At 73.0% G+C, this 25,010-nt stretch carries 18 protein-coding genes and 1 pseudogene; 12 read left to right on the top strand and 7 right to left on the bottom strand.

Features of this window, described 5'->3' with window-relative positions:
- Positions 1-156: 156 nt before the first annotated feature.
- Genes AC060K_RS03780 through AC060K_RS03770 form a run of 3 tightly spaced genes read right to left on the bottom strand, consistent with a single transcriptional unit; the run spans position 157 to position 4,864 of the window.
- A complete protein-coding gene (locus tag AC060K_RS03780) occupies positions 157-2,481 on the bottom strand; it encodes a transglutaminase TgpA family protein (protein WP_483764125.1) in 2,325 nt (774 codons plus the stop codon).
- Positions 2,478-3,800: a DUF58 domain-containing protein gene (locus AC060K_RS03775; RefSeq protein WP_483764124.1), complete on the bottom strand. Its 1,323-nt coding sequence runs from the start codon at positions 3,798-3,800 to the stop codon at positions 2,478-2,480. The genes AC060K_RS03780 and AC060K_RS03775 overlap by 4 nt, the downstream gene beginning before the upstream one ends.
- Before the next feature lie 5 nt (positions 3,801-3,805).
- Positions 3,806-4,864: an AAA family ATPase gene (locus AC060K_RS03770; RefSeq protein ID WP_483764123.1), complete on the bottom strand. Its 1,059-nt coding sequence runs from the start codon at positions 4,862-4,864 to the stop codon at positions 3,806-3,808.
- Between the two features lie 487 nt (positions 4,865-5,351).
- Here AC060K_RS03770 and AC060K_RS03765 point away from each other — a divergent pair, with 487 nt between their 5' ends.
- From AC060K_RS03765 to AC060K_RS03740, 6 genes are all read left to right on the top strand, one after another.
- Positions 5,352-5,678 (top strand): TfoX/Sxy family protein, encoded by a 327-nt coding sequence (locus AC060K_RS03765; protein WP_483764122.1) that lies wholly within the window; start codon positions 5,352-5,354, stop codon positions 5,676-5,678.
- Positions 5,679-5,934: 256 nt separating this feature from the next.
- On the top strand, positions 5,935-8,715 hold the full coding sequence (locus AC060K_RS03760) for a cellulose binding domain-containing protein (protein WP_483764121.1): 2,781 nt from the start codon (positions 5,935-5,937) through the stop codon (positions 8,713-8,715).
- A 443-nt stretch (positions 8,716-9,158) separates the two neighbouring features.
- Positions 9,159-9,593 carry a division/cell wall cluster transcriptional repressor MraZ gene (gene mraZ, locus AC060K_RS03755; protein WP_125775410.1) on the top strand — a complete coding sequence of 145 codons (435 nt, stop codon included), beginning with the start codon at positions 9,159-9,161 and terminating at the stop codon, positions 9,591-9,593.
- A 149-nt stretch (positions 9,594-9,742) separates the two neighbouring features.
- A complete protein-coding gene (gene rsmH, locus AC060K_RS03750; protein WP_483764120.1) occupies positions 9,743-10,747 on the top strand; it encodes a 16S rRNA (cytosine(1402)-N(4))-methyltransferase RsmH in 1,005 nt (334 codons plus the stop codon).
- On the top strand, positions 10,744-11,187 hold the full coding sequence (gene ftsL, locus AC060K_RS03745; RefSeq protein WP_483764119.1) for a cell division protein FtsL: 444 nt from the start codon (positions 10,744-10,746) through the stop codon (positions 11,185-11,187). Before rsmH ends, ftsL begins: the two co-directional genes overlap by 4 nt.
- 521 nt (positions 11,188-11,708) lie before the next feature.
- Complete coding sequence (locus tag AC060K_RS03740; protein ID WP_483764118.1) at positions 11,709-13,493, top strand: peptidoglycan D,D-transpeptidase FtsI family protein; 1,785 nt, start codon at positions 11,709-11,711, stop codon at positions 13,491-13,493.
- 2 nt (positions 13,494-13,495) lie between these two features.
- On the opposite strand, the gene AC060K_RS03735 is transcribed toward AC060K_RS03740, so the two are convergent.
- The 3 genes from AC060K_RS03735 to AC060K_RS03725 form a co-directional block, all read right to left on the bottom strand.
- On the bottom strand, positions 13,496-13,828 hold the full coding sequence (locus AC060K_RS03735) for a helix-turn-helix domain-containing protein (RefSeq protein ID WP_483764117.1): 333 nt from the start codon (positions 13,826-13,828) through the stop codon (positions 13,496-13,498).
- 5 nt (positions 13,829-13,833) lie between these two features.
- Positions 13,834-14,166: a type II toxin-antitoxin system RelE/ParE family toxin gene (locus AC060K_RS03730; RefSeq protein ID WP_483764116.1), complete on the bottom strand. Its 333-nt coding sequence runs from the start codon at positions 14,164-14,166 to the stop codon at positions 13,834-13,836.
- A 69-nt stretch (positions 14,167-14,235) separates the two neighbouring features.
- Positions 14,236-14,913 carry a TetR/AcrR family transcriptional regulator gene (locus tag AC060K_RS03725; protein ID WP_483764115.1) on the bottom strand — a complete coding sequence of 226 codons (678 nt, stop codon included), beginning with the start codon at positions 14,911-14,913 and terminating at the stop codon, positions 14,236-14,238.
- Between the two features lie 98 nt (positions 14,914-15,011).
- Between AC060K_RS03725 and AC060K_RS03720 the strand changes: the two genes are divergently transcribed.
- From AC060K_RS03720 to AC060K_RS03695, 6 genes and pseudogenes are all read left to right on the top strand, one after another.
- Positions 15,012-17,660, top strand: a complete 2,649-nt coding sequence (locus AC060K_RS03720; protein WP_483764114.1) for a beta-d-glucosidase — start codon at positions 15,012-15,014, stop codon at positions 17,658-17,660.
- 134 nt (positions 17,661-17,794) lie between these two features.
- Positions 17,795-19,465 carry an ABC transporter substrate-binding protein gene (locus tag AC060K_RS03715; RefSeq protein ID WP_483764113.1) on the top strand — a complete coding sequence of 557 codons (1,671 nt, stop codon included), beginning with the start codon at positions 17,795-17,797 and terminating at the stop codon, positions 19,463-19,465.
- 4 nt (positions 19,466-19,469) lie between these two features.
- Positions 19,470-20,621, top strand: a complete 1,152-nt coding sequence (locus tag AC060K_RS03710; protein ID WP_483764112.1) for an ABC transporter ATP-binding protein — start codon at positions 19,470-19,472, stop codon at positions 20,619-20,621.
- The gene (locus tag AC060K_RS03705; RefSeq protein ID WP_483764111.1) at positions 20,618-21,598 is read left to right on the top strand and encodes an ABC transporter permease; all 981 of its coding nucleotides are present in this window, start codon (positions 20,618-20,620) and stop codon (positions 21,596-21,598) included. Before AC060K_RS03710 ends, AC060K_RS03705 begins: the two co-directional genes overlap by 4 nt.
- A gap of 1 nt (position 21,599) precedes the next feature.
- Positions 21,600-22,601: an ABC transporter permease gene (locus AC060K_RS03700; RefSeq protein WP_483764110.1), complete on the top strand. Its 1,002-nt coding sequence runs from the start codon at positions 21,600-21,602 to the stop codon at positions 22,599-22,601.
- Positions 22,598-23,497, top strand: a pseudogene (locus AC060K_RS03695) (ABC transporter ATP-binding protein); the annotation flags it as partial. The gene AC060K_RS03700 and the pseudogene AC060K_RS03695, both read left to right, overlap by 4 nt.
- Positions 23,498-23,770: 273 nt before the next feature.
- On the opposite strand, the gene AC060K_RS03690 reads toward AC060K_RS03695, so the two are convergent.
- Entirely contained in the window at positions 23,771-24,985 is a 1,215-nt protein-coding gene (locus AC060K_RS03690) for a S8 family peptidase (protein WP_483764109.1), read from the bottom strand.
- Positions 24,986-25,010: the final 25 nt, after the last annotated feature.

Raw genomic sequence — 25,010 nt, 5'->3', positions numbered from 1 at the left:
CCCGTCAGGGTGCGGGGCCGTTCCGTATCCGCACCTGCTGCCCGGCACGATGGCCGGCCCGGCACGATGGCCGGCCGGGCACGATGGCCGGTCCGGGCGCCAGGGACCCGGGCGTCAGGGACCGGCCACACCGCAGGCTCGGCGGAGGCCGCAGGCTCAGGCCTTGACCGCGTCCTTGCGGCTCAGGGCCTGGGTCAGCGCCGCGGACACCTCGTCCGAGAGGGTCCCCAGCTGCTCCGCGGACGGCGGCACGTAGTCCCTCGCGTACCGCTCCGACTCGGCGGCGTCGGCGAGGGCGACGAGCCGGTCGGCCACGTCCGGCGGGAGCGGCTCGCCGGTCCGTGCCCTGACCTGGGCGTCGATCGCCTCGGGCGCCCGCCGCAGGGTGGTCGACGGTGGCAGCACCACGTCGCGTTCGGCGAGCAGCGCGAGCACCCGTGACCATGCGCGCTCCGGGTCCAGCACCTCGACCTCGGCACGACGGCGCAGGAGCCACACGACGACGCCCGCGACCAGGAGCAGGCCACCGACACCGGTGGTCAGCCACACCCAGGACGGCACCGAGCTCTCGCGGGTCGTGCCGGTCCCTGTCCCGGCCTCCGCGGTCGCGGTCGCCGTCGCGGACGGCGCCGCCTCGCTGGCGGTGGGCTGCGCGGACGGGACCTCCTCCGGCTGCTCCGTCTGGAGCGGTGCGGGCGCCACCAGCGCGGGGTCCGCATAGCGGGGCGGCGCGCCCGTCTGGATCGCGGGGGTGGGCTCGAAGCGGACCCAGCCCGCGTCGGCGAAGTAGACCTCGGGCCAGGCGTGCGACGCCTGCCCGGTGACGGTCCAGGTGCCGTTCGCCGAGCGCTCGCCGGGCAGGTAGCCCACCCCGAGCCGGGTGGGGATGCCGAGCGACCGGGCCATGACCATCATCGTGCTCGCGAACTGGACGCAGTAGCCCTCGCGCTGCTGGAGGAAGTCCCAGACCGGGTCCTCGGAGTCGTCGTAGTCGGTGTCCGGGGTGTAGGTGAACCGGCCGCCGTCGCGCAGGTGCGACTGCAGCGCCATCACCTGGTCGTACCGGCTGCCGGCGGAACCGGCGATCTCCTGAGCCAGCGCCGCGATCTCTGCGGAGTGCGCCGTGTCGGGCACCTCCGTGTAACCGGACGAGCCCGGGTCGGGGCCGGAGGCGGCACGCAGGCTCTCGGGGCTGAGCGCCCGGTCGTAGACGGACAGCGTGTAGACGTCGCCGTCCCGCGTGTCCCGCGTCCCGCGGACCTCGTCGCGCGAGTTGTAGTACTCCCAGCTGTTGCCCTCGACCGCCACGGACCGCGGGTCTACGGGGATGGGCAGCTCGGGGCTGGAGAGGCCACGGACCGTCATGGTGACGTCGCGGGCCTCGGCCTCGGGGGCGTACCCGCCGGGCCACAGCACGTCGTCGTCGTCGAAGTCGCGGCCGCCGCCGTCGAGCACCGCCCGCTGCGACTGGGTGCCGTTGAACGCGGTCAGCGTGAACAGGCGGAGCGGGCCGATGTTCGCCTCGTCCGAGGTGCGGTACGTCAGCACCACCTCGTTGGACCGGGCGCCGAGGGGCTCCCGGAGGTCCAGCTCGTCGGACAGCTGGACGGTGCGTGCCTCGGTGGCGATCAGCTGGGAGAAGCCGCGGGCGAAGGCGGGCAGGGCGTTGAGCCCGGAGCCGACTCCGAGGGCGAGGACGGCGACCAGCAACGACGAGACGGCGGTGATCCCGGCCCGGCGACGCTGGGCCTGCCGCACTGCGGGGTCGCGAGGCTCCGACCGCCAGCCCGGCATGGCACCGACCGGGTCGACCGTCAGGAGCAGGAGCGCTGCACTGACCACGACGATGAAGACCCACGAAGGGACGTCGCCCATCAGGGTGAGCGCAGGGGCCCACAGGAGCAGCAGCGGCGCAGCCGCGAGGGCGGGCATCCGGGCCCCGGCGAGCGAGTCGGCCACGAGGAGGACCAGGAGAGTCCCCGTGACCGCGGCCAGGCCGATGGCGAGGGAGTCGTCGACGGGGGCGACCTCGTCGCGCATGATCTGCCCCGCCGAGCGGAACCGCTGTGTCAGGCGGTCGAAGGACTCCGCGCCGACGAACACCTCCGCCCGCTGCGTCGGCGCGCCGAAGCGCGCGAGGACGAACCAGAGCGCCATGACCGCACCTGCCACCGTGCTCCAGAACGCGATGGCGCCGCCGGCCTGCGGCCCTCGGCCCGACGACGTCCCGCGGGCCTGGCCGGCCGCCGCGGCCCCGGCCTCGCTCGCGCGGGCGGCACGGTCGAGGTCCGCGCGGATCAGGAGCAGGCGCACCGTGTTGGTGGTGACCGCGACGAGCAGGATGCCCTGGACCGCTGCGACGGTCCAGGCCCCGGGCTCGATGACGGCGCTGAGCGTCAGCATGGAGACGAGGACGGCGAGCGTCACGAGCACGCCGGTGACGAGGGTGCGGACGAACGGTCCGCGGTAGGCGGGGATCATGAGGCACGCTCCGAGAGTGCTGCCCAGGCGCGCTCCGGCTCGGTGCGCGACTCGGTGACGGCGACGTGCCAGCCCGTGGCACGCAGCTCGACGGCGGTCTCGTCGACCTCGTGCCGGAAGCCCGTCTCGCGCGGCGCGACGAGGATCGCCCAGCAGGTGCCGTCTGCGGCCAGGGCGGCGACCTGACCGCGGACGGCCGCCGGGACGGGGCCGAGGACCGCCACGATGATCTCGCCGGCGGAGCGGGCGAGCCGCAGCGCCTGGGCGGTGTTGGCGACGGCGCGCTCGGCCTCGGCGGCGCCGCGGTGGCCCTCGAGGTCCACCGTGGCGTCGAGGATCAGCGGCCGGCCCGCGCGCGTGGTCGCGAAGCGGGCGCCGTCGACCTGCGGTACCACGGCCGTGGACACGAGCCGAGCCGGGTGCCCCGCCTCGAGGAAGGACACGGCGATGGACGCCGCCAGCTCGACGGCCCACTCGCCGTCGTCGATGGCGGCGGGGTTGTGCGGCCCGACGGCGGCGCCCGCCTCGTAGCGGTGCGGCAGGAGCGACCGGTCCACGACCACCGTGACCGGGCGGACGCCGGCGGCCTCGTCGGCGCGGACCATGAGGTGGCCGCGCCGGGCGGCGCTCGCCCAGTGCACGCGGCGCGGGTCGTCGCCGGCCACGTACTCGCGGAGCACGGAGTCGTCGGTGGACTGCAGGCGCGCGCCGGTCGAGGAGCGGTCCACGTCGCCGAGGGCCCGGGTCCGGACCGGGAGCTCGACGGTGCGCGGCCACACGGCCACCCCCGTCGCGTCGCCGAGCGGCTGCGTGGTGCGCACCAGGCCGAACACGTCGGTCCGCGTCGTCAGCAGCGGGCCGAGCGGCCAGCGGCCACGTCGCGTGGGCGTGAGCTGGTAGCCGACGGCGATCCGGTCGGCCCGGGCGGACACCCGCGCGCGGATGCCCTCGTGCCCGGCGAGCTCGTGCGCCGCCTGCTCCGACAGCCGCAGGCGGGCCAGGCGCTCGTACGCGGCGCCGGTCGGCGAGACGGCTGCCACCAGCAGCGACGCGTCGGCAGTGCGGCCGCGCACCACAGGGCTCGGCGTCACGTGGCGCACCACGCGCAGCGCACCGGAGCCCGCGTCGAGGCGCTGGCCACCGGTCACGACCCAGGCCACGCCCACGGCGAGAAGGCAGGCGGCGCCGAGCGCGACGACGTCGGCCAGCGCGAGGACCAGGCCCGTGACCATCAGGACCCCGCCCGTGCAGACCGCCCCGATGCCGCGCGGCGTGAGCCGCACGCGGCTCGCGCGCGCCAGGAGCTCACGGAACTTCATGGGCGTCAGCGACTGTTCCGGTGCTGGCGGTCGGACGCGTCGAGCGGCGGGACGGGCGTCTGCTGGACGATCTGGTCCACGATCGCCTCCGACCCCACGCCTCCGAGGCGCGACTCGGTGGTCAGGATGAGCCGGTGGGCGATGACCGGGCGGGCGAGGCGCTGGACGTCGTCGGGCAGCACGTAGTCCCGGCCCGACATGGCCGCGAGAGCCTTGGCCGCGCGGAGGAGCTGCAGCGACGCGCGGGGCGAGGCGCCGAGCTTGAGGCCCTGGTGCTCGCGCGTGGCCGTCACGAGGGCGATCACGTAGCGCTTCACCGCCGGGGACGCGTAGATGGTCCGCACGAGCGCCGCGCACCGCAGGATCGTGGCCCCGTCGGTGACGGGCGCGAGGTGCGCGAGCGGGTTCTCCGCCTCCTGCCGCTCCAGCATGAGCATCTCGGCGTCGAGGTCGGGGTAGCCCACGGTGATGCGGGCCATGAAGCGGTCGCGCTGGGCCTCGGGGAGGGGGTACGTACCCTCCATCTCCACCGGGTTCTGCGTGGCGACCACCAGGAACGGCCGGGGCAGCATGTGGGTGGTGCCGTCGACGGTGGTCTGGCCCTCCTCCATGCACTCGAGCAGCGCGGACTGTGTCTTGGGAGAGGCGCGGTTGATCTCGTCGCCGATGACGATGTTGTTGAACACCGGGCCCGGCCGGAACTCGAACTCGTGGCTGCCCGTGCGGAAGATGTTGACGCCGGTGAGGTCGCTCGGTAGCAGGTCCGGCGTGAACTGGATGCGGCCCACGTGGCAGTCGATGCTCTTCGCGAGGGCCTTGGCCAGGGTGGTCTTGCCGACGCCCGGCACGTCCTCGATGAGCAGGTGTCCCTCGGCGAGCAGCACCGCGACGGTGAGCTCCGCGAGGCCCGGCCGGCCCGACACGACGGTCTCGATGGCGGCACGGACCCGCGACGTGACGGCCACCAGCTCCCCGAGGGGGTTGCCTCCAGGCGCCGCCTGCGGTGCGGGGTAGCCGGCGGCACGTGGCTCGACCAGGCCTGACGTCGTTGGTTCGGGGAGCATGTGACCTCCGTCGGCCTGGGGACGCTGCAGTGTGCCCGGGTGTGGGCGCGGGTGCTGGCACGGGTGTCGGCGTGGCACTGGCCGCGCCGCGGCCCGTGGGGGAAGCCTAGTCGTTTCCGGTGTGTGCACTGTTACCTGGATCACGGTTTCCCGCTGCCCGACGGCGGGCGGGTGGGCCCGGTCCGTCGGCGCGCCGCAGCGGCGCGGCGGGGGCGGGGTGCGGGCGCTGGTGGGGTGGGGATTTCACCCGCCGGGCCGGGGGTGCCGCGTGGGGCGCCGCCGCGTGAGCGGCAGTTCGAGCGGCCCGCGCCGGGTGATCGGCAGTTCGTAGCATGATCGGCAGTTCGAGCTGCCGATCATGCTACGAACTGCCGATCACCCGAGACGCGGCGGTGACGGGGCCGGGGCGAAGGGATGCGGGGCCAGTGGGAATCGAGGTTTCTGCTCGGCCTGCGGCGTGGACGACGGCGCGCGTAGTGTCGGTCTCATGGCGTACGACGACGACGTTGCCGCGCGCATCCGGGACCAGCTCGCCGGTGTCCCCGGCGTGACCGAGCACAGGATGTTCGGCGCCCTCTCCTTCCTCGTCGCGGGCAACCTGGCGGTCGCGGCGAGCGGTCAGGGCGGGATCCTGGTGCGCGTCGGCGACGAGGCGGACGAGCTCATCGAGACGACGGCGGCGACTCGTCCCGAGATGGGTACGCGGACGATGAAGGGCTGGGTCCACGTCGATACGGGCGACCTCGGTCCGGAGGACCTGTCGTCGTGGGTCGACCGCGGCGTGGCGCACGCCCGCTCGTTGCCGCCCAAGTAGGCCAAGCGTCTGATCGGCAGAACGTCGGATGATCGGCAGCCCGGGCTGCCGATCATCCGACGAACTGCCGAACACGCGGGCCGCGCCGACGGCGCCGCCCGTCGCCGAGCGGGCCGCCGCCGACCCCGCACGCCCCCTAAACGATTAGCCCACTCCGCATCGTCGAAGCGCTTCACTAAAGTTTCGGCGCCGGGCACGACGTCGTGCCCCCGGGGCCCTCCGAGCCCCGACCGTCTGCACGAAGGAGTGACCACGGATGAGATTCCGTCCAGCGCTCGCGACCCTTGCCGGGTTCGGGCTCGTCGCCTCCGGGCTGGGAGTGGCCGCCGCCGTCGCGGCCACGCCGAGCGCCACGAGCCCGAGCGCCGCCGCGGCAGCGACCGACTACGAGTGGGGCAACGTCGAGATCGTCGGCGGCGGGTTCGTCCCCGGCATCGTCTACAACCAGGGGGAGCCGGGCCTGGTCTACGCCCGCACCGACGTGGGCGGCGCCTACCGCCTCGACCCCGCCACCCAGCGATGGGTCCCGCTGCTCGACCACGTCGGCTGGGACGACTGGGGTCACAGCGGCGTCCTCAGCATCGCGGCCGACCCGGTGAGCACGAACAAGGTGTACGCCGCCGTCGGCTCGTACACGAACTCCTGGGACCCGAACAACGGCGCCATCCTCCGCAGCAGCGACCGAGGCGAGACCTGGCAGAAGACCGACCTGCCCTTCAAGGTGGGCGGCAACATGCCGGGCCGCGGCATGGGCGAGCGGCTCATGGTGGACCCCAACGACAACCGCGTCCTCTACTTCGGCACCGAGGGCGGCAACGGCCTCTGGCGCAGCACCGACAGCGGCGTCACGTGGGCCAAGGTGGCGAGCTTCCCCAACCCGGGCAACTACGCGCAGGACCCGGCCGACCCCAACGACTACCTCACCAGCAACCAGGGCGTGGTGTGGGTGGTCTTCGACCCGAGGACGGGCAGCGCCGGCTCGCGCACCCAGACGATCTACGTGGGCGTCGCCGACAAGGAGAACAACGTCTACCGCTCCACCGACGGCGGCACCACCTGGCAGCGCGTGCCCGGCCAGCCGACCGGCTTCATCCCGCACAAGGCGGTCCTCGACGACGAGGGCGGCCAGCTGTACGTCGCCACCTCCGACACGGGCGGCCCGTACGACGGCGGCAAGGGCGACGTCTGGCGGCTCGACACCGCCACCGGCACGTGGACGCAGATCAGCCCGGTGCCGTCGTCGTCCCCCGACGCCTACTTCGGCTACTCGGGCCTGACGATCGACCGCCAGGACCCCGACACCCTCATGGTCGTGAGCCAGATCTCCTGGTTCCCGGACATCCAGGTCTTCCGCAGCACCGACCGCGGCGCCACCTGGACCCAGATCTGGGACTGGGCCGGCTACCCGAGCCGCACGCTGCGCTACGCGCTCGACATCTCCGGCGCGCCGTGGCTCGACTTCGGCAAGCAGGCGACGCCGCCGGAGACCAGCCCCAAGCTCGGCTGGATGACCGAGGCGTTCGAGATCGACCCGTTCAACTCGAACACGTTCCTCTACGGCACGGGCGCCACCGTCTACGGCGGCAGCAACCTCACCGCCTGGGACACGGGCGGCACCGTGAACATCTCGGTCAAGGCGCAGGGCCTCGAGGAGACGGCGGTGCAGGACCTCGCGGCGCCTCCCGGGGCGGTCGACCTGGTCTCGGGCATGTACGACATCGGCGGCTTCGTCCACGACGACATCGACACCGTGCCCAGCAAGTACCACTACTCCCAGCCGTACCACGGCGGCGTCCTCAGCGTGGACTTCGCCGAGCTCGCCCCTGCCACGATGGTGCGCGCCGGCAACGGCGGGGACACGGACTCCCACCTGGGTGTCTCCACCTCGAACGGCGGCTCGTGGTGGGCGGCCCAGCAGCCGGCCGGCGTCACGGGGGCCGGGACGGTGGCCGTGAACGCGGACGGCTCGCGCATCCTGTGGAGCCCGGACGGCGCGGGCGTGCACGTCTCGACCACGCTCGGCTCCTCGTGGACCGCGTCGACCGGCGTTCCCGCCGGCGCCGAGGTCGAGGCGGACCGCCAGGACCCGCAGACCTTCTACGCGTTCCACCAGGGCACGTTCTACCGGTCCACGAACGGCGGCGTGTCGTTCACGGCGTCGTCCGCCGCGGGCCTTCCGGCGTCGGGCCCCGTGAAGTTCGCGGCGGTGCCGGGACGGGCCGGCGACGTGTGGCTCGCGGGCGGCGAGACCGACGGCACCTACGGCATGTGGCGCTCCACCGACCGCGGTGCCACCTTCACGCGGATCACCGCCGTCGAGCAGGGCGACGTGGTCGGCTTCGGCAAGGCGGCCCCCGGCCGCACCTACCCGGCCGTGTACACCTCGTCGAAGATCGGTGGGGTCCGGGGCATCTTCCGGTCCGACGACGCCGGCGCCACCTGGGTCCGCATCAACGACGACGAGCACCAGTTCGCGTGGACCGGCAACGCCATCACCGGTGACCCGGACGTCTACGGGCGCGTGTACGTCGGGACCAACGGCCGCGGCATCGTGGTGGGCGACTTCACGGGGACGGCGCCGTCGCCGACGGCGAGCCCGTCGCCCACTCCTACCCCGACACCCACGCCGACCCCGACTCCTACCCCGACGCCGACGCCCACGCCGACCCCGACCCCGACCCCGACCCCGACCCCGACCCCGACGCCCACGCCGACCCCGGTCGGCGCCTGCACCGCGACCTTCAAGCAGACCGGCAGCTGGCCGGGCGGCTTCCAGGGCGAGGTCACGGTGAAGAACACGGGCACCGCAGCCGTGTCCGCCTGGCAGCTGGCGTGGAGCTTCGGCACCGGCACGACGATCCAGAGCGCCTGGGGCGCGGACGTGACCCAGACGGGCACGTCGGTGCTGGCGAAGGCGCCGTCGTGGGCGCAGACCCTGGCGCCCGGGGCCTCGGCGACCGTCGGGATGGTCGGCGGGACCTCCGGGACCCCCGCGGCGAGCGGCTTCGCCCTGAACGGGAAGGCCTGCACGTCGTGACGCGCTGACCCGCACCAGGTGAACGCGCCGGACTGCTTCCAGGTCCACCTACGAGCCCGTAGGCGGACCTTGAAGCAGTCCGGCGCGTTCGTCTGCCCGGACCGGGCCAACGTGCCCCTCCACCTCCCTCCACGCCGTCGGGTGAACCGCCCTGTGGCCTCCGTCACCTGCGTGTCGCGCGACGCCACGCCGAAGCCCCGCCACCCCTGTGCCCCGAATCGCCAGGGACCCGCACGAAACGGCCAAGGCGCCACGCCGGTGCCCAGAATTCCTCCACCTCTTCTTTGCCTGAGTGACCTGCATCTTGACCGGAACCACGCGCGCGTCCCGGCCGTTTTCCCGGGAGAAGTGGAGCGAAGTGGAGTAGCGTGGAGTGCGCGGGAGCCCGAGGGGAGGTGCGAGCCGTGGACACAACGACATCGGGGGTGTTCGCCGGCTCGGGCCTGCTGCTCGGCACGTACACCCCGAAGCTCGACGAGAAGGGTCGGCTGATCCTTCCCGCCAAGTTCCGGGGTCGTCTTGCGTCGGGGCTCGTCATGACGCGGGGGCAGGAAAGGTGTCTGTTCCTGCTGCCGATGGACCAGTTCCAGCGGATGTACGAGCAGATCAGCCAGGCGCCGGTCACCAACCGGCAGGCGCGTGACTACCTGCGGATGTTCCTGTCGGGCGCCAGCGACGAGGTACCCGACAAGCAGGGCCGGATCGGCATCCCGGCCCCGCTGCGGGAGTACGCGGGGCTGGAGCGCGATGTGGCCGTGATCGGGGTCGGCACCCGGGTGGAGGTCTGGGACGCGGACGCCTGGACCACCTACCAGCAGGAGAAGGAGTCCGACTACGCCGAGACCGCGGAGGAGATGTTCCCCGGAATCGGATTCTGACGAGCAGCGGCCGGGTCCGCCCGGTGAGGCCTCCTCCCGCAAGGGTCCGGCACACTTCCCCGGTGCCGGAAAGGAGCGGAGGGAGACCTGACCGGACGGGCCCGCAGCAGCGGTCCGGGAACCACGACGACGCACAGGAAGGAGGGCACATGGACGAGACGCCGGAGCGTGACGCGCGCGACCGTCACCTGCCCGTCCTCCTGCAGCGCTGCGTCGACCTCCTCGCCCCGGCCCTCTCCGAGCCCGGTTCCGTCCTGGTCGACTGCACGCTCGGCATGGGCGGCCACACCGAGGCGGTCCTCGAGCAGCTCCCGAATGCCCGCGTCCTCGGGATCGACCGCGACCCCCAGGCGCTGCGCCTGGCGGGTGCCCGGCTGGAGCGCTTCGGCGACCGGTTCACCCCGGTCCACGCGGTGTACGACGAGATCGGCGACGTCGTGGCCGAGCACGCCGGCGGCAGCGTCCAGGGCGTCCTCATGGACCTGGGCGTCAGCTCGCTCCAGCTCGACGAGACGGAGCGCGGCTTCGCGTACGCGCAGGACGCCCCCCTCGACATGCGCATGGACCCGACCCGCGGCCTCACCGCGGCCGACGTGCTCAACACGTACGACGAGCGCGCCCTCGCCCGCATCCTTCGCGAGTACGGGGAGGAGCGGTTCGCGCCCAAGATCGCCCGCGCCATCGTCCGACGGCGTGAGGAGCGGCCCTGGGTGCGCAGCGGCGAGCTCGTGGACCTGCTGCGCGCCACGATCCCGGCAGCCACCCGCAAGACGGGCGGCCACCCGGGCAAGCGCACCTTCCAGGCGTTGCGCATCGAGGTGAACGGCGAGCTGGAGGTCCTGGAGCGCGCGGTCCCGGCGGCGATCGAGGCGCTCGCGGTGGGCGGCCGGATCGTCGTGGAGTCCTACCACTCGCTGGAGGACCGCATCGTGAAGCGGGCGATCGCCCGCGGCGTCACGTCGAGCGCCCCGCCAGGACTCCCGGTGGAGCCCGAGACGCACAAGCCCTACCTGGAGGCCCTGACCCGCGGCGCTGAGGAGGCGGACGCGGAGGAGCTGGAGCGCAACCCCCGCTCGGCGTCGGTCCGCCTGCGGGCGGCCCGCCGGGTACGACCCACACCTGACCACCTGACGACGAGGGAGGACCGACGATGAGCGCAGAACGCGCCCACGCGCCCGTCCGGGCACCGCGCAGGGCGGACCGTCCGGCCGAGGCGCCCCGCAGCCGCCGGCCTGGGCTCACCGCGATCACAGGCGGCGCGTCGTACCGGCGCGGCCGGTTCGACGCGGTGCGTGCCCCGCTGCACTCGACGTCCCGCGTGCCGTTCGTCGTGCTCTGCGCGACGGTCCTGCTGGGATCTCTGATCGCCGTGCTGATCCTGAACACCACGCTCGCGCGCGGCTCCTACGAGATGTCGCGCCTCCAGCGGGACGTGGGCCAGACGGCCCAGGACGTCCAGGGCCTCCAGGAGCAGCTGCACCAGGCGGAGTCCACCCTGGACGAGCGCGCCCGCGCGCTCGGAATGGTCCCGGCGGAGAACCCCACCATGGTCAGCGTCGAGACGGGCGAGGTGGTGACGGGGGCCACCCCGTGACGGGTAACGAGCCCCGTCGCGGCCAGGGCCGTCCCGCAGCGGACGGCCCGACGGCGGCACGCGCCTCAGGCGGCCGCCCCACCCTGGGAACGGGGCGGGGCGGCCGGCCTGCGCCTGCCGCCAAGACGCCTGCTCGGAAGGGGGCAGCGGGGAAGACCCCCGCACCCCGGAACGCCCCGGCCGGGAAGACGCCGGCCCGGGGCACCTCCGCCCGGGACGCCTCGACCCGCAGCGCACCCGCACAGGCCGCCGGCGGGAAGAAGCCGACGACGCGGGCGACCTCCGCGAAGGGCGCGCCCGCGAGCGGGAGGACACCCCGGCCGACGTCGGCCAGGACACCCGCCAAGGCCCCCGCCCCGAAGGCGGCCGGACGCGCAGCGGGTGCGCGGCCGCGCGCCTCGGCGGCCCCGCGGCCCGGGGCGAGCCGCACGCGGACGACTGCCGCCCCCCGCTCCGCGCAGCCCGCCGCCCGGATGGGGCTGCAGGCTCCGCCGCGCCCGCCCGCGCCGTCGCGCCGTCGTGTGGCTCGGCCCACCCCGCGGCTGCGCCGCCCCGGCAACCCGGAGCTGCGGCAGCGGTGGCTCATCGGGCTGGCCGCGCTGGTGGTGCTGCTCTTCGTCGGCCGGCTGGTGCAGGTCCAGGTCTTCATGGGGCCCGCGCTCGCGCAGGACGCGCGCGAGGCGCGGCTCGCCACCACGGTGACCCCGGCGCACCGCGGCGACATCACCGACGTGAACGGCGTCGTGCTGGCCACGTCGGTGGACCGCTACACGGTGGTGGCCGACCAGCGGTCGATCCAGAGCTTCAGCGGCCACAACCGCGTCGACGCCGAGGGGCAGCCGGTCGAGGACGGCGCCCTCGGCATCGCGCAGCTGCTCGGGCCGGTGCTCGGCACGCCCAAGGCCGAGCTCGCGGCCCGGCTCAGCGGCGACTCGGGCTACGTGGTGCTCGCCAAGAACGTGGTGCCCGAGGTGCAGCGCGCCATCGCCGACCTGCGGATCCGCGCGTACGTGCGGACGGACCTGGTGTCGCAGCGGGCGTACCCGTCGGGCACGGTGGCCGGCTCCCTCGTGGGCTACATCGACGCGGAGACCCAGGCGGGCCAGGGCGGCATCGAGAAGGCGTACGACGACGTGCTCGCCGGCGAGGCCGGCTCCGTGACGTTCGAGCGCAGCCTCGACGGCCAGCAGATCCCGACCGGCGACCAGGAGACCGTGCTCGCCGTGCCAGGGCGTGACGTCCAGCTGACGCTCGTGCACGACATCCAGTGGAAGGCCCAGGACTCCATCGACCAGGCGGTGTCGGCGACGGGGGCCGAGTACGGCGTCGTCGTCGTCCAGGACGTCCGGACGGGCGAGATGGTGGCGCTCGCCGACTCGGGTTCCGTCGACCCTAACGACCGGTCCACGGACCGCGTCGCCGAGGGGTCGCGCGCCGTGAAGGACCTGTTCGAGCCGGGGTCGACGGGCAAGGTCATCACGATGGCCGCCGCGCTCGAACGCGGCTTCTGGACGCCCGACAGCCAGTTCACCGTGCCCGACACCTACACCGCCCCCAGCGGCCAGACGTTCCGCGACTCCCACGACCACCCCGTCCAGCGGCTGACCCTCACGGGGATCCTGTCCGAGTCGTCGAACACCGGCACCGTGATGGTGGGCGAGAAGATCCCCGTCCAGGTGCGGTACGACTACCTGCGCAAGTTCGGGTTCGGCGAGGTGTCCGGGCTGGGGCTGCCGGGGGAGTCGAAGGGCCTGCTGACCCCCGCGGAGGCATGGGACGCGCGCACCAAGGACGTCGTGCTCTTCGGGCAGGGCGTCTCGGTCAACGCGATCCAGGCCACGTCCGTGTTCTCCACGGTGGCCAACGGCGGTGTGCGGATGACGCCCACGCTCCTGGAGGCCACGGTGGCCCAGGACGGCGAGCCGGTCCCCGCCGAGCGCGCCCCGGGGGAGCGGGTGATCTCCGAGGAGACGGCCGACACGCTGCTGCACATGATGGAGTCGGTGGTCGACGGCGGCACGGGCAGCAACGCGGCCGTCCCCGGCTACCGGGTCGCGGGCAAGACCGGGACGGCCCAGCTGTGGCTGGACGGGGGCGGCGTCACGTTCGTGTCGTCGTTCATCGGCGTGGCCCCCGCGGAGGACCCGCGATACACGGTGTCGGTGTTCCTCAAGAGCCCGCGCACGTCGATCTTCGGTGGTGAGGTGGCGGCCCCGGTCTTCCGGGACGTCATGGGCTTCACCCTGCAGAAGATGGACGTGCCGCCGTCGAGGGAGCCGTACACCCCGCTGCCGACGACCTGGTGAGGTCACCCCGCCCGGAGGATCTCCGGGGCTCGTTCACCGGGCCGGACCCCGACGGCCACATGCATGCCGAGGGCACGCGCGAGTCGATCCAGGGTAGGGATCGAGGGCACAGTCCCTGCATTCTCGATCCGGGCGACGACGCTCTGGTGAGAGCCCATGCGCCGGGCGAGCTCAGCCTGCGTGATCCCGGCCGACACGCGCGCGTCGTAGACGAGCTGCGCCAGCTCTGCGGCAAGCGTGGCCTCGTCGTATGCCTGGTCGTAGTCGGCGCGTCGGGACTCCGACATACCGGCGAGACGCTCGGCGCGCAGGTCGTCCCATGATGCATTGCCCATGGCAGTCACCTTTCCGATCCTGAGGCGAGCCGGTCGTGCAACGCGCTCCTCGCACGTTCCACCTCTCCCGCCTCGTTCTGTCGCTGCTTCCGGAAAGTCGTCAGCGTGATGACGTTCCGTCGAGGTTCGAACGCGAACGTGATCCTGCGGGCGAGGCCCTCGCAAGTAAATCTCAGTTCGAACAAGCCACCTCCCAGCGATCGAGAGTGGGGCATGCGGAGCATGTGGCCGCGTTCCGACAGAAGGTCGAGCATGCGGTCGACCACTGCCGCGTCACGGTCGCCCAGCGTGCGGTACCACCTGGCGACCTCGTCGGACATCTCTATAGCCCAGGTCATCTCGTGAACATAGCAATGATGCTATGCCCGTGCAGCGTGACGCGGCAATCCCTGTGGACAGCCCCGCCGTCAGGCCAGCGGCCTCGGCCTCTCGGCCCCGGCCAGCGTCGCCGCCAGGATCGCCTCGATCGCGAACGCCGTGGAGTCGGCGAGGTCCACGGCGTCGGGGTCGAGCAGCCACTGCACCTGGAGGCCGTCCATCACGCCGATGACGGCGCTCGCGGCCCGGTCGAGGTCGGCGTCGGGGATCTCTGGCGGCTCCTCGCCCGTGGCGGCGGCCCGCTCATCCACCACCTCGCGCAGGGCCTGCGCGATCTCGGCCCGTAGCCCGGTGAAGCGCTGCGTCACCCATGGCGCCGCGGGGTGCCCGTCGGTCACGGACTCGCCGGTGAGCACGGAGTAGGCCTGCACGATGCCGCGCCGGTCGGCGTTGATGCGGGCGGTCTTGAGCAGGTGCCGGAACAGGTCGAGGCCGCCGGGGATGTGCTTGCCCTCGAGGTGCTCCACGTCGACGCGGTCGCGGTACTCGAGCACCTCCCACAGCAGCTTGTCCTTGCTGCCGAAGTGGTGGAGCACGCCCGCGTGGGTGATTCCCACCTGCTCGGCGACGTCGACGAGGGAGCCCGCGTGGTACCCCTTCGAGCCGAACACGCGGGTGGCCGCGCGCAGGATCTCCTCCCTGCGCTGTGCCCGCGCCGGGCGCGCGGGGCGCGTGCGAGCGGGGGCGGGGGTCGTCGCGTCTGCCATGTGGCTACGATACTGCCCCGGAGGCACTTACTAACTGGTAAGTAAGTGTGGTTCAATCATCCCTGCCACATCGTCCGTAGTCGAACGGAGTTCACCGCGTGTCATCGCAGACCGCCACCGCGGAGCCCCAGCTGCTCCACCTGCTCGACCAGCTCACCGTCGAGGAGAAGGTCGCCCTCGTCGTGGGGGCCGGCCTCTGGAGCACCGCTCCCGTCGAGCGCATCGGCCTCGAGCCGGTCGTCCTGTCCGACGGTCCCGTCGGGGTGCGCGGCACCGGCGACGGCACGGGCGGTGGCACGTCCGCGATGCTTCCCGCCCCGTCGGCCCTCTCGGCCACGTGGGACGTCAGCCTGGCCGCCCGGGCCGGCGAGCTCTTCGCCGCCGAGGCCCGGCGCCACGGCGTCGACGTGGTCCTCGCTCCGCAGGTCAACCTGCAGCGCACCCCCGTGGGCGGCCGCCACTTCGAGTGCTACTCCGAGGACCCGCACCTCACGTCCGAGGTGGCGGTGGCCCTGGTCACCGCCGCGCAGGCGCACGGCGTCGGCATGTGCGTGAAGCACTACGTCGCCAACGACTCGGAGACGGAGCGCACCCGCTACCTCGCTCGGGTCGACGCCCGCACCCTCCGCGAGGTCTACCTCCAGCCGTTCGAGCGGCTCGTCGAGGCGGGCGCCTGGAGCGTCATGGGCGCCTACAGCGGCGTGGACGACGGCGAGGTCGCCGCCCCGATGCTGGAGCACGGCCCGCTCGTCAACGGCGTCCTCAAGGAGGAGTGGGGTTTCGACGGCCTCGTCGTGAGCGACTGGGTCGGCACGCAGTCGGTGGCCCCCGCGGTCCGCGGCGGCCTCGACCTGCAGATGCCCGGCCCCGACGGTCCCTGGGGTGACGGGCTGCTCGCCGCGGTCCGCTCCGGCGAGATCGCCGAGCACGAGCTCGACGACAAGGTGCTGCGCCTCCTCCGCCTCGCCGCCCGGGTGGGCAAGCTGACGCCCCCCGCTCCCTCCGCTGCGGGTATGGCTACGGCGGGAATTCCGGCCGGGATTGCCGCCACAGCCATACCCACAGCGATCAGACCCGCAGCGACGGGGGAGTGGACGCGCGACGCCTCGGCCGCCTTCCTGCGCGAGCTCACCGCCCGCTCGGTCGTGGTCCTCAAGGACACGGCAGGCCTGGTGCCGCTGACAGCGCCGGGCCACGCGGCCGGCCCGGCGCCGTCGTCGGGCGCCCTGCGCGTCGCCCTGCTCGGGTCCGCCGCCGTGGCGCCCTTCTTCCAGGGCGGCGGCTCGTCGTACGTGGTGCCCGACCGCCTGAGCTACCCGGCCGACGCCCTGCGCGAGGCGCTGCCCGCGGGCTCGGAGGTCGTTCTGCACGCCGGCGCCCGCGCGCTGCGCAACCCGCCGCTGCTGGACGTCGCACGCTGCACCGACCCCGTGTCGGGCGAGCCGGGCCTCCGCCTCGACCTGCTCGCCGGCGACGGCACGGTCCTCGAGACCACGACGGTCGCCACCTGGGACGGCTGGCTCCAGGCCGTGCGGCCCGACGCCGACGCCGTCCGCCTCCGGGCCACCGTCCGCGTCGACGAGCCGGGGGGGCACGAGCTCGGCGTCGGCACCGTCGGGGTGCACGAGGTGCGGGTCGACGGCGACGTCGTCGCGACCGGCAGCACCGTCGTGAACGAGGACGTGGTGCTGGCCTCCGGCCACAACCATCCCGTCGCCATCGTCCGACAGGTGGCCGGCGGCGGGACCGCCGACCTCGACGCCACCCTCCAGGTGGTGCACCCCGTCGGCTACGACGACTTCGTCCGTGCGGCCCTCGTGCACCGCCTGCCGGGCCCGTCGGCCGAGGACGAGCTCGCCGAGGCGGCCGCCGCGGCCGCCGCCTCCGACGTGGCGGTCGTCGTGGTCGGCACCACCGAGGAGGTCGAGTCCGAGGGGTACGACCGCACCGACCTGGACCTCCCCGGCAACCAGGACGAGCTGGTCCGGCGCGTGCTCGCGGCCAACCCGCGCACGATCGTCGTCGTCAACGCCGGCGCCCCCGTGGAGCTGCCGTGGCTGGACGACGCCCCCACCGTGCTGTGGGGCTGGCTCCCCGGCCAGGAGGCGGGGACCGCGCTCGCGGACGTGCTGACCGGCGTCACCGAGCCGTCGGGCCGTCTGCCCTGGACGCTGCCTGCTCGCTACGCGGACGTCCCGGTGCCGCACGCCGTCCCCGTCGACCGGGTCGTCGACTACGCCGAGGGCCTCGACGTGGGCTACCGCGCGTGGGAGCGCCGGGCCGTGACGGGCCCGGCCCCCGCGGCGCCGTTCGGGCACGGCCTGGGCTGGACCACCTGGTCCTACGAGTCGATCGCTGTGGGTACGCCTCTGGTCGGGGTACCGGCCGAGAAGGCGACCATTCCCGTACCCACAGCGACGGAGCTGGAGGTGGTGGTCAGCCTCCGGAACACCGGGCCGCGCGACGGCCGCGAGGTGGTGCAGGTCTACGTCGAGCCCCCGGCGGAGGACGCGGAGCGTGACCCCCGCCGCCCCGTGCGCTGGCTCGGCGGGTTCGCGGTCGTGGACGTCCCCGCCGGGGACAGCGCGACCGTCACGGTGCGGGTCCCGGCCCGCGCCCTCCAGACGTGGGACGACGGCACGGCCGCCTGGCGCACCCCGCCCGGCGACTACCGACTCCGTGCCGGCCGTTCCGTGCGGGACCTGCGGCTCACCGCCGTGGTGCCCGTCGGGGACACCCCCCGGTAGTCCCCTCACCGGCTACATCCGAGAGCAGTACCCGTCGCAGTACCCCGCAGTACCCGCCCGCGAGGACAATCCGTCGGGGCGACCACAAGTCAAGGAAGACGTCCCGCCCGTCGGGACCGTGCAAGGAGGCACACGTGAGGATCCGCAAGCACATCGCCGCGGTGGCAGGCGCCGCCGTGGTCGCGCTGCTGGCCGCTGCCTGCAGCGGCGGCGGCGGTCAGACCGCCACCGGCGGTGACGACAGCGCCACGCTCACCGTCGGCATGCCGAACGGCGTGCAGACCGAGAACCAGAGCCCGTTCGCCACCGGTTCGTCGGCGCTCTCGCTCGGCTACGCGTTCGTGATCTACGAGCCGCTCATGATGGTCAACGACGCCCGCCCGTCGGAGGAGCCGAAGCCCTGGCTCGCCGACAGCATCGAGTGGAACGAGGACTTCACCGAGGCCGTCATCACGCCCCGCGAGGGCGTCACGTGGTCGGACGGCGAGGAGTTCACGGCCGAGGACATCGCGTTCTCGATCCAGCTCCGCAAGGACTTCGAGGCGCTGAACACGACGGCCCTCCCGTACGGCGAGATCACGACCGACGGCAGCACCGTGACCGTCGGCTTCGAGGCGTCGCAGTTCGTGAACCAGTCCAAGCTCTACAAGCTGCTGGTCGTGCCGGAGCACATCTGGAAGGACGTGGACGACCCGACCACGTTCACGAACACCGAGCCCGTGGGTACCGGCCCGTACACGCTCGACTCCTGGACCCCGCAGGCCGCCACCGTCGTGGCCCGCGACGACTACTGGGGCGGCGAGCCGCAGGTCCCCGAGATCCGCTACTCGTCGTACAACGACAACAACGCCCTCACGACCGCCCTCACCACCGGTGAGGTGCAGTGGGGCTGGACCTTCATCGCGGACTACGAAGAGGTCTACATCGCCCAGGACCCGGAGCACTACAACCAGTACGCCGCAGCCGGCCTCGGCATCGACGTGCTCTACCTGAACAACGAGACCAAGCCGTTCAACAACAAGGTCTTCCGGCAGGCGCTCAACATGGTGATCGACCGCCAGGAGCTCGTGGACATCGCTACCTCGGGCGTGAACCCCCCGCTGACCAGCGTCACCGGGCTGCCGCTGCCCGCCGGTGAGGAGTTCCTCTCCGCCGAGTACGCCGACGCCGAGTACGAGGTCGACGTCGAGGGCGCCCGCGCGCTCCTCGAGGGCGCCGGCTACACCTGGGACGGCGACGCGCTCGTCGACCCGGACGGCGAGCCCGTCACCTTCGAGCTGACCAACCCGGCCGGCTGGAACGACTACCTCACCGCGCTCGACCTCATCAAGAACGCGGCGTCCGAGCTCGGCGCGGCCGCCACCGTCAACCCGGTGAACGCCGACGGCTGGTTCGCCGACGTCATCCCCCCGGGCGAGTTCCAGGCCACGCTGCACTGGACCGACGGCGGCGCGACCCCCTGGGACATGTACTCCAACATCATGGACGGCGCGCAGTACAAGCCGCTCGGTGAGGCTGCCAACTGGAACTTCGGCCGCTTCCAGAACGAGGAGGTCACGACGGCGCTCGCGGCGTACGCCAGCGCGACCGACGACGCGGCCCGCAAGACCGCGATGGACACCGTGCAGAAGGTGTTCGTCGAGGAGGTGCCCGCCATCGCGATCTGGTCCCGTCCGGCGACGGCCCAGTTCTCCACGCAGAGCTACGTGGGCTGGCCGTCCGAGGACGACCCGTACAACCAGCCGCAGCCCACGGGGCCGCAGGCCGTCCAGATCGTCATGAACCTCGAGCCCGCGAACGGGTGACCAGGTGAACGACGCTCGACACGCTCCCGAGGTGCCGGCGGACTCCGCTCCGGCCGGCGCCTCGGGGGCGCCCCCCGAACCCCGCGGCGCGGCGCACGACGGCCCGCCCGTCCTCGCCACCCGCGGCCTCACGAAGCACTTCGCGGTCGGTGGCCTCCGCAGCCGCAAGGTGGTGCACGCGCTCGACGGCGTGGACCTCGAGCTCCGCCGCGGCAGCGTGCTCGCCGTGGTCGGCGAGTCCGGCTCCGGCAAGTCCACCATCGCACGGCTGCTCGCCGGCCTCATGCCCGTCACCTCCGGGTCGATCGAGCTCGACGGCGCCGCGGTGCAGGTGCGCGGCCGCCGCGCGTTCCGCCGCTACGTCCGCCGGGTCCAGATGATCTTCCAGGACCCGTTCGGCTCCCTGAACCCGGTGCACCCGATCCGGTACACGCTCACCCGCAGCGTCCGGATCCACCGCGGCCACCTCACGGGCGCCGCCCTCGAGGACGCCCTGACCGAGCTGCTCGAGCGGGTGCACCTCACCCCGGCGGAGCGCTACGTCGACGCGTACCCGCACGAGCTCTCGGGCGGTCAGCGCCAGCGCGTGGCGATCGCCCGCGCGCTCGCCGCCGACCCCGAGGTGCTCCTGGCCGACGAGCCGATCTCGATGCTCGACGTGTCCATCCGCCTCGGCATCCTCAACCTCCTGAAGGACCTCCGCGACCGCCTCGGCATCGCGATCCTGTACATCACGCACGACATCGCGTCGGCCCGCTACTTCGCCGACCGCACGATGGTGCTGTACGCGGGCCGGGTCATGGAGGCGGGCGACAGCGAGTCGGTCACCCAGGACCCCAAGCACCCGTACACGCGGCTGCTCGTCGCGTCGGCGCCGGACCCCGACGACCTGTCGGGATCGGGTGGCGACCTGAGCGCCAAGCAGGTGCCCGGCGAGCCGCCCAGCCTCATCGACCCGCCGTCGGGCTGCCGGTTCAACCCGAGGTGCCCGTTCGCGACCGACCTGTGCCGCGCCGAGGTGCCCGAGCTGTTCGACGTGGGACCCGGCCGCTCCGCGGCCTGCTGGGCCTACTCCGACCGGCCGGACCGGCCGGTGCTCGACCTGGCGACGGCGGGCCACCGCACCGCCGCCCCCGGGAAGGAGGCCGCCTCGTGAAATTCCTCCTGCGGAGGATCGCGTTCTACGCCCTGACCGCGTGGGCCGCGATCACCCTCAACTTCATCGTGCCGCGCCTGCTCCCGGGCGACCCCGTGACGGCCCTCATGGGCCGCATGCAGGGCCGTATCGACTCGAACGCGGAGCAGTCGCTGCGCGTCCTGTTCGGCCTGGACCAGGACCTGAGCCTCTGGGAGCAGTACACCGCCTACTGGGCGATGCTCTTCCGGGGCGACCTGGGCCTGTCGTTCACGCACTTCCCCACGCCCGTGGCCGACATCGTGGGCCAGTCCCTGCCGTGGACCGTCGGGCTCGTGGGCGTGGCGACGATCATCGCGTTCGTCCTCGGCACGCTCGTGGGCGTCGCCATCGGCTGGCGCCGGGGCACGTGGGCCGACGGCATCCTGCCCGTCGCCACGTTCTTCTCGGCCGTGCCGTACTTCTGGGTGGGCCTCATCACCATCACGGTGTTCGCCGTGAACCTGCGGTGGTTCCCGTCCAACGGCAGCTACGACCGCGGCCTGGTGCCGGCGTTCACCGGGGAGTTCATCGGCTCGGTCGTGTACTACGGCTTCCTGCCGGCGCTCACCGTGGTGCTGTCGTCGGTGGCGGGCTGGATCCTCGGCATGCGCAACATGATGGTCACGGTGTCCTCCGAGGACTACGTGACGGTCGCCCACGCCAAGGGCCTCCCCAGCCGCCAGGTGGTGCTGGGCTACGCCGCCCGGAACGCGATCCTGCCGCAGGTGTCCAGCTTCGCGCTGTCCCTCGGCTTCGTGGTGGGCGGCACGCTGATCATGGAGATGGTCTTCTCCTACCAGGGCATCGGCTACACGCTGTACCAGGCGGTCTCCACGCACGACTACCCGCTGATGCAGGGCTGCTTCCTCGTCATCACGCTGTCGGTGCTGGTCGCCAACATCATCGCCGACTTCGCCTACGTGGCGCTCGACCCGCGCACCCGGAAGGAGGACTGACATGGCGACCACGACCACCCTCACCACGGGAGAGGCGACGCCCCTGCCCGAGGTGCGCGCGACCGCCGTCGGACCCAAGAAGCGCAGACCGCAGCGCCTGCTGTTCCTGCGGAACACCAAGGCCCTGACGGGCCTGGGGATCCTCGTGTTCTTCGCGGTGCTCGCCGTGGTGGGGCCGTGGGTGACCCCCTACGACCCCAACCAGGTGAGCGCCGACCTGCTGCAGGCGCCCTCACCGGCGCACTGGCTCGGCACCGACCACACGGGGCGCGACATCCTGTCGCAGATCATCGTGGGCACGCGGGGCGTGATGGTCGTCGGCCTGGTGGCCGGCGTGAGCGCCACCGTGGTGGGCGTCCTGGTGGGCGTCACCGCGGGCTTCGTGGGCGGGGTGGGGGACGAGACGCTGTCGGCGCTGTCGAACGTGTTCCTCGTGATCCCGCAGCTCCCGCTCATCATCATCATCGCGGCCCAGCTGCCGAGCGCGGGCGGCATGACCGTGGCGCTCGTCATCGGCGCCACCGGCTGGGCGTGGGGCGCCCGCGTCCTGCGCGCCCAGACCCTCTCGCTCCGCAAGCGCGACTTCGTCGAGGCGGCCCGCGCGAACGGCGAGCGCACCTGGCGGCTCGTCCTGGCCGAGGTGCTGCCGAACCTGTCGGCGGTCATCGCGTCCGGGTTCGTCGGCACGGTGACGTTCGCGGTGCTGTCCCAGGTGACGCTCTCGTTCATCGGTATCACGCCGGTCAGCGAGTGGAACTGGGGCACCATCCTGTTCTGGGCGCAGAACAACATGGCGCTGCAGCGCGGCGCCTGGTGGTGGTTCGTCCCCGCCGGCGCGTGCATCGCCCTGCTCGGCATGGCGCTCGCGCTGGTCAACTTCGGCATCGACGAGTTCGTCAACCCCCGCCTGCGGTCGACCGGCCTGCACGCGCGGTCCCTGCGCCGCCGGGGCATCCGCCCGCGGGTGGGCTTCACGCCGGTCGTGCGGGAGGGAAGGCCATGAGCGCCCTGAGCGCCAAGACGACGACGGCGGACCCGGTGCTCGAGATCCGCGACCTGTCGGTGGACTACGGCTACGGCGACGACCCCACGCACGTGCTGCGCAACGTGTCGCTCACGCTGAACCGGGGCGAGGTGCTGGGGCTCGCGGGGGAGTCGGGCTGCGGCAAGTCGACGCTCGCCTACGCGGCGACCCGTCTGCTGGCCCCGCCCGGCATCATCACGAGCGGCGAGGTGCTGCTCACGGGCCGGGACGGGAAGCGGGCCGACCTGCTCGGCCTCACGGACGCGGAGCTGCGCAGCACCCGCTGGCAGGACATCGCGATCGTGTTCCAGGGCGCCATGAGCTCGCTCAACCCGGTGTACCGGGTGGGGCGGCAGCTCGTGGACGGCATCCTCGCGCACCGCAAGGGCATGCCCGTGGCGCAGGCGGAGGAGCGGGCCGCTGAGCTCCTCAGCATGGTGGGCATCCCGGCGGACCGGCTGCGGTCGTTCCCGCACCAGCTCTCCGGCGGCATGCGCCAGCGCGTGATGATCGCGATGGCGCTCGCGCTGGAGCCGCAGGTGCTCATCATGGACGAGCCGACGACGGCGCTCGACGTGGTGATGCAGCGCCAGATCCTCGAGCAGGTGATGGAGCTGCGCGACCGGCTCGGGTTCTCCGTCATCTTCATCACGCACGACGTGTCGCTGCTGGTGGAGGTCGCCGACCGGATCGCCATCATGTACGCGGGCGAGATCGTGGAGCAGGCGGCGGCGAGCGACGTGTACCGGCGCCCGCGGCACCCGTACTCCCACGGGCTGCTCGGGTCGTTCCCGCCCCTGCACGGCCCGCGGCGCGAGCTGTCGGGCATCCCCGGCTCGCCGCCGGACCTCCGGACCCTGGAGCCCGGCTGCCCCTTCGCGGCCCGCTGCCCGCACGTCATGGACGTGTGCCGCACGGACCGGCCGGTCCTGCGGCCCACGGCGTTCGCGAGCACCGGCCCGGGGGTGGCTACCGCCGCCGAGGACGGGCGGCTCGTGGCGTGCCACCTGCACACGCAGGGGGCGGGCCCGGTGCCGAATGCGGACGGCGCTGGCGCGGAACCCCCGTCCGGTGTGGGTATGGCTGTGGCGGGAACTCCTCGAGGAATACCCGCCACAGCCATACCCACAGCGGACCGGCTGGTCAGGTCAGAGCGCGCCGCCCACGTACAGCAGCTTGTTCGGCGAGCTCGTACCCGGGCTCGTGACCTTGCCGGAGGTGGCGCGGTTCACGAGGGTGTCACGCACCTGCGCGGGCGTGTACGTCGGGTGGGCGTAGATCACGAGGGCGGCGGCACCGGCCACGTGCGGGGCCGCCATCGACGTACCCGAGATCGTGTTGGTCGCCGACGTCGACGTGTGCCAGGCCGACTTGATCGACGAGCCGGGCGCGAAGATGTCCAGGCACGACCCGTAGTTGGAGTAGGACGCCCGGGCGTCGGTGTTCGTCGTGGCACCCACGGTGATCGCGTTGGGCGTGCTGGCCGGCGACTTGGTGCAGGCGTTGGTGTTCTCGTTGCCCGCCGCGACGACGAACGTGACGCCGTCGGCGATCGCCGCCGTGACCGCGTTGTTGATGGTCGTCGACCTGCTGCCGCCCAGCGACATGTTGGCGACGGCCTTCTGGCCTGCGGCGTGGTCGGAGGTGACCCAGTTGATGCCGTTGATCACGCCGGCGTTCGTGCCGGAGCCCGAGCAGTTGAGGACGCGGACGCCCACGAGGGTGACGCCCTTGGCCACGCCGTGCGCGGACCCGCCCACGGTGCCGGCGACGTGCGTGCCGTGGCCGTTGCAGTCGGTCGCGTTCGCGTCGTTGTCCACGAAGTCGTAGCCGTGGATCGCCCGGCCGCCGAAGTCGGAGTGCGTGGTGAGGATGCCCGTGTCGACGATGTAGGCCTTCACGCCCGCGCCGTTGTTCGCGTACGTGTAGCTGTTGTTCAGCGGCAGCGACGCCTGGTCGATGCGGTCCAGGCCCCACGACGGAGTGGGCGACTGGGTGGCCGCGAGCGACACCACCGCGTTCTGCTCGACGTACGCGACGGCGGGGTCGGTGGCCAGCTTCTTCGCCTGGCCCTCGGACAGCGTCACCTCGAAGCCGCGGACGGCGCTGTCCCAGGTCTGGACCACCGTGCCGCCGTGGGCCTTGACGAGGCCGTTGGCCTTGCCCTTGACGTCGGACCGGGCGACGGCGTCGTCCTTGAGCACGACGATGTAGGAGTCCTTGATCGCGCCGGGGGAGCCGGCGCCGAGGATGGTGACGTCGGGCTCCGCGGCGGCCGCCGGGCCGGCTGCGAGCGGGGTGAGCAGCAGGGCGGCGACGGCCAGGGCCGCCGACGAACGGCGACGCAGGATGTGCTGGGTCAACGTGTCCTCCAGAGGGATGGGGTGC

This window comes from Antribacter sp. NEAU-D49 (genome assembly GCF_057158775.1).
The sequence above is the reverse complement of the archived record's forward strand: the minus strand, read 5'-3'. Positions and strand labels throughout refer to the sequence as shown.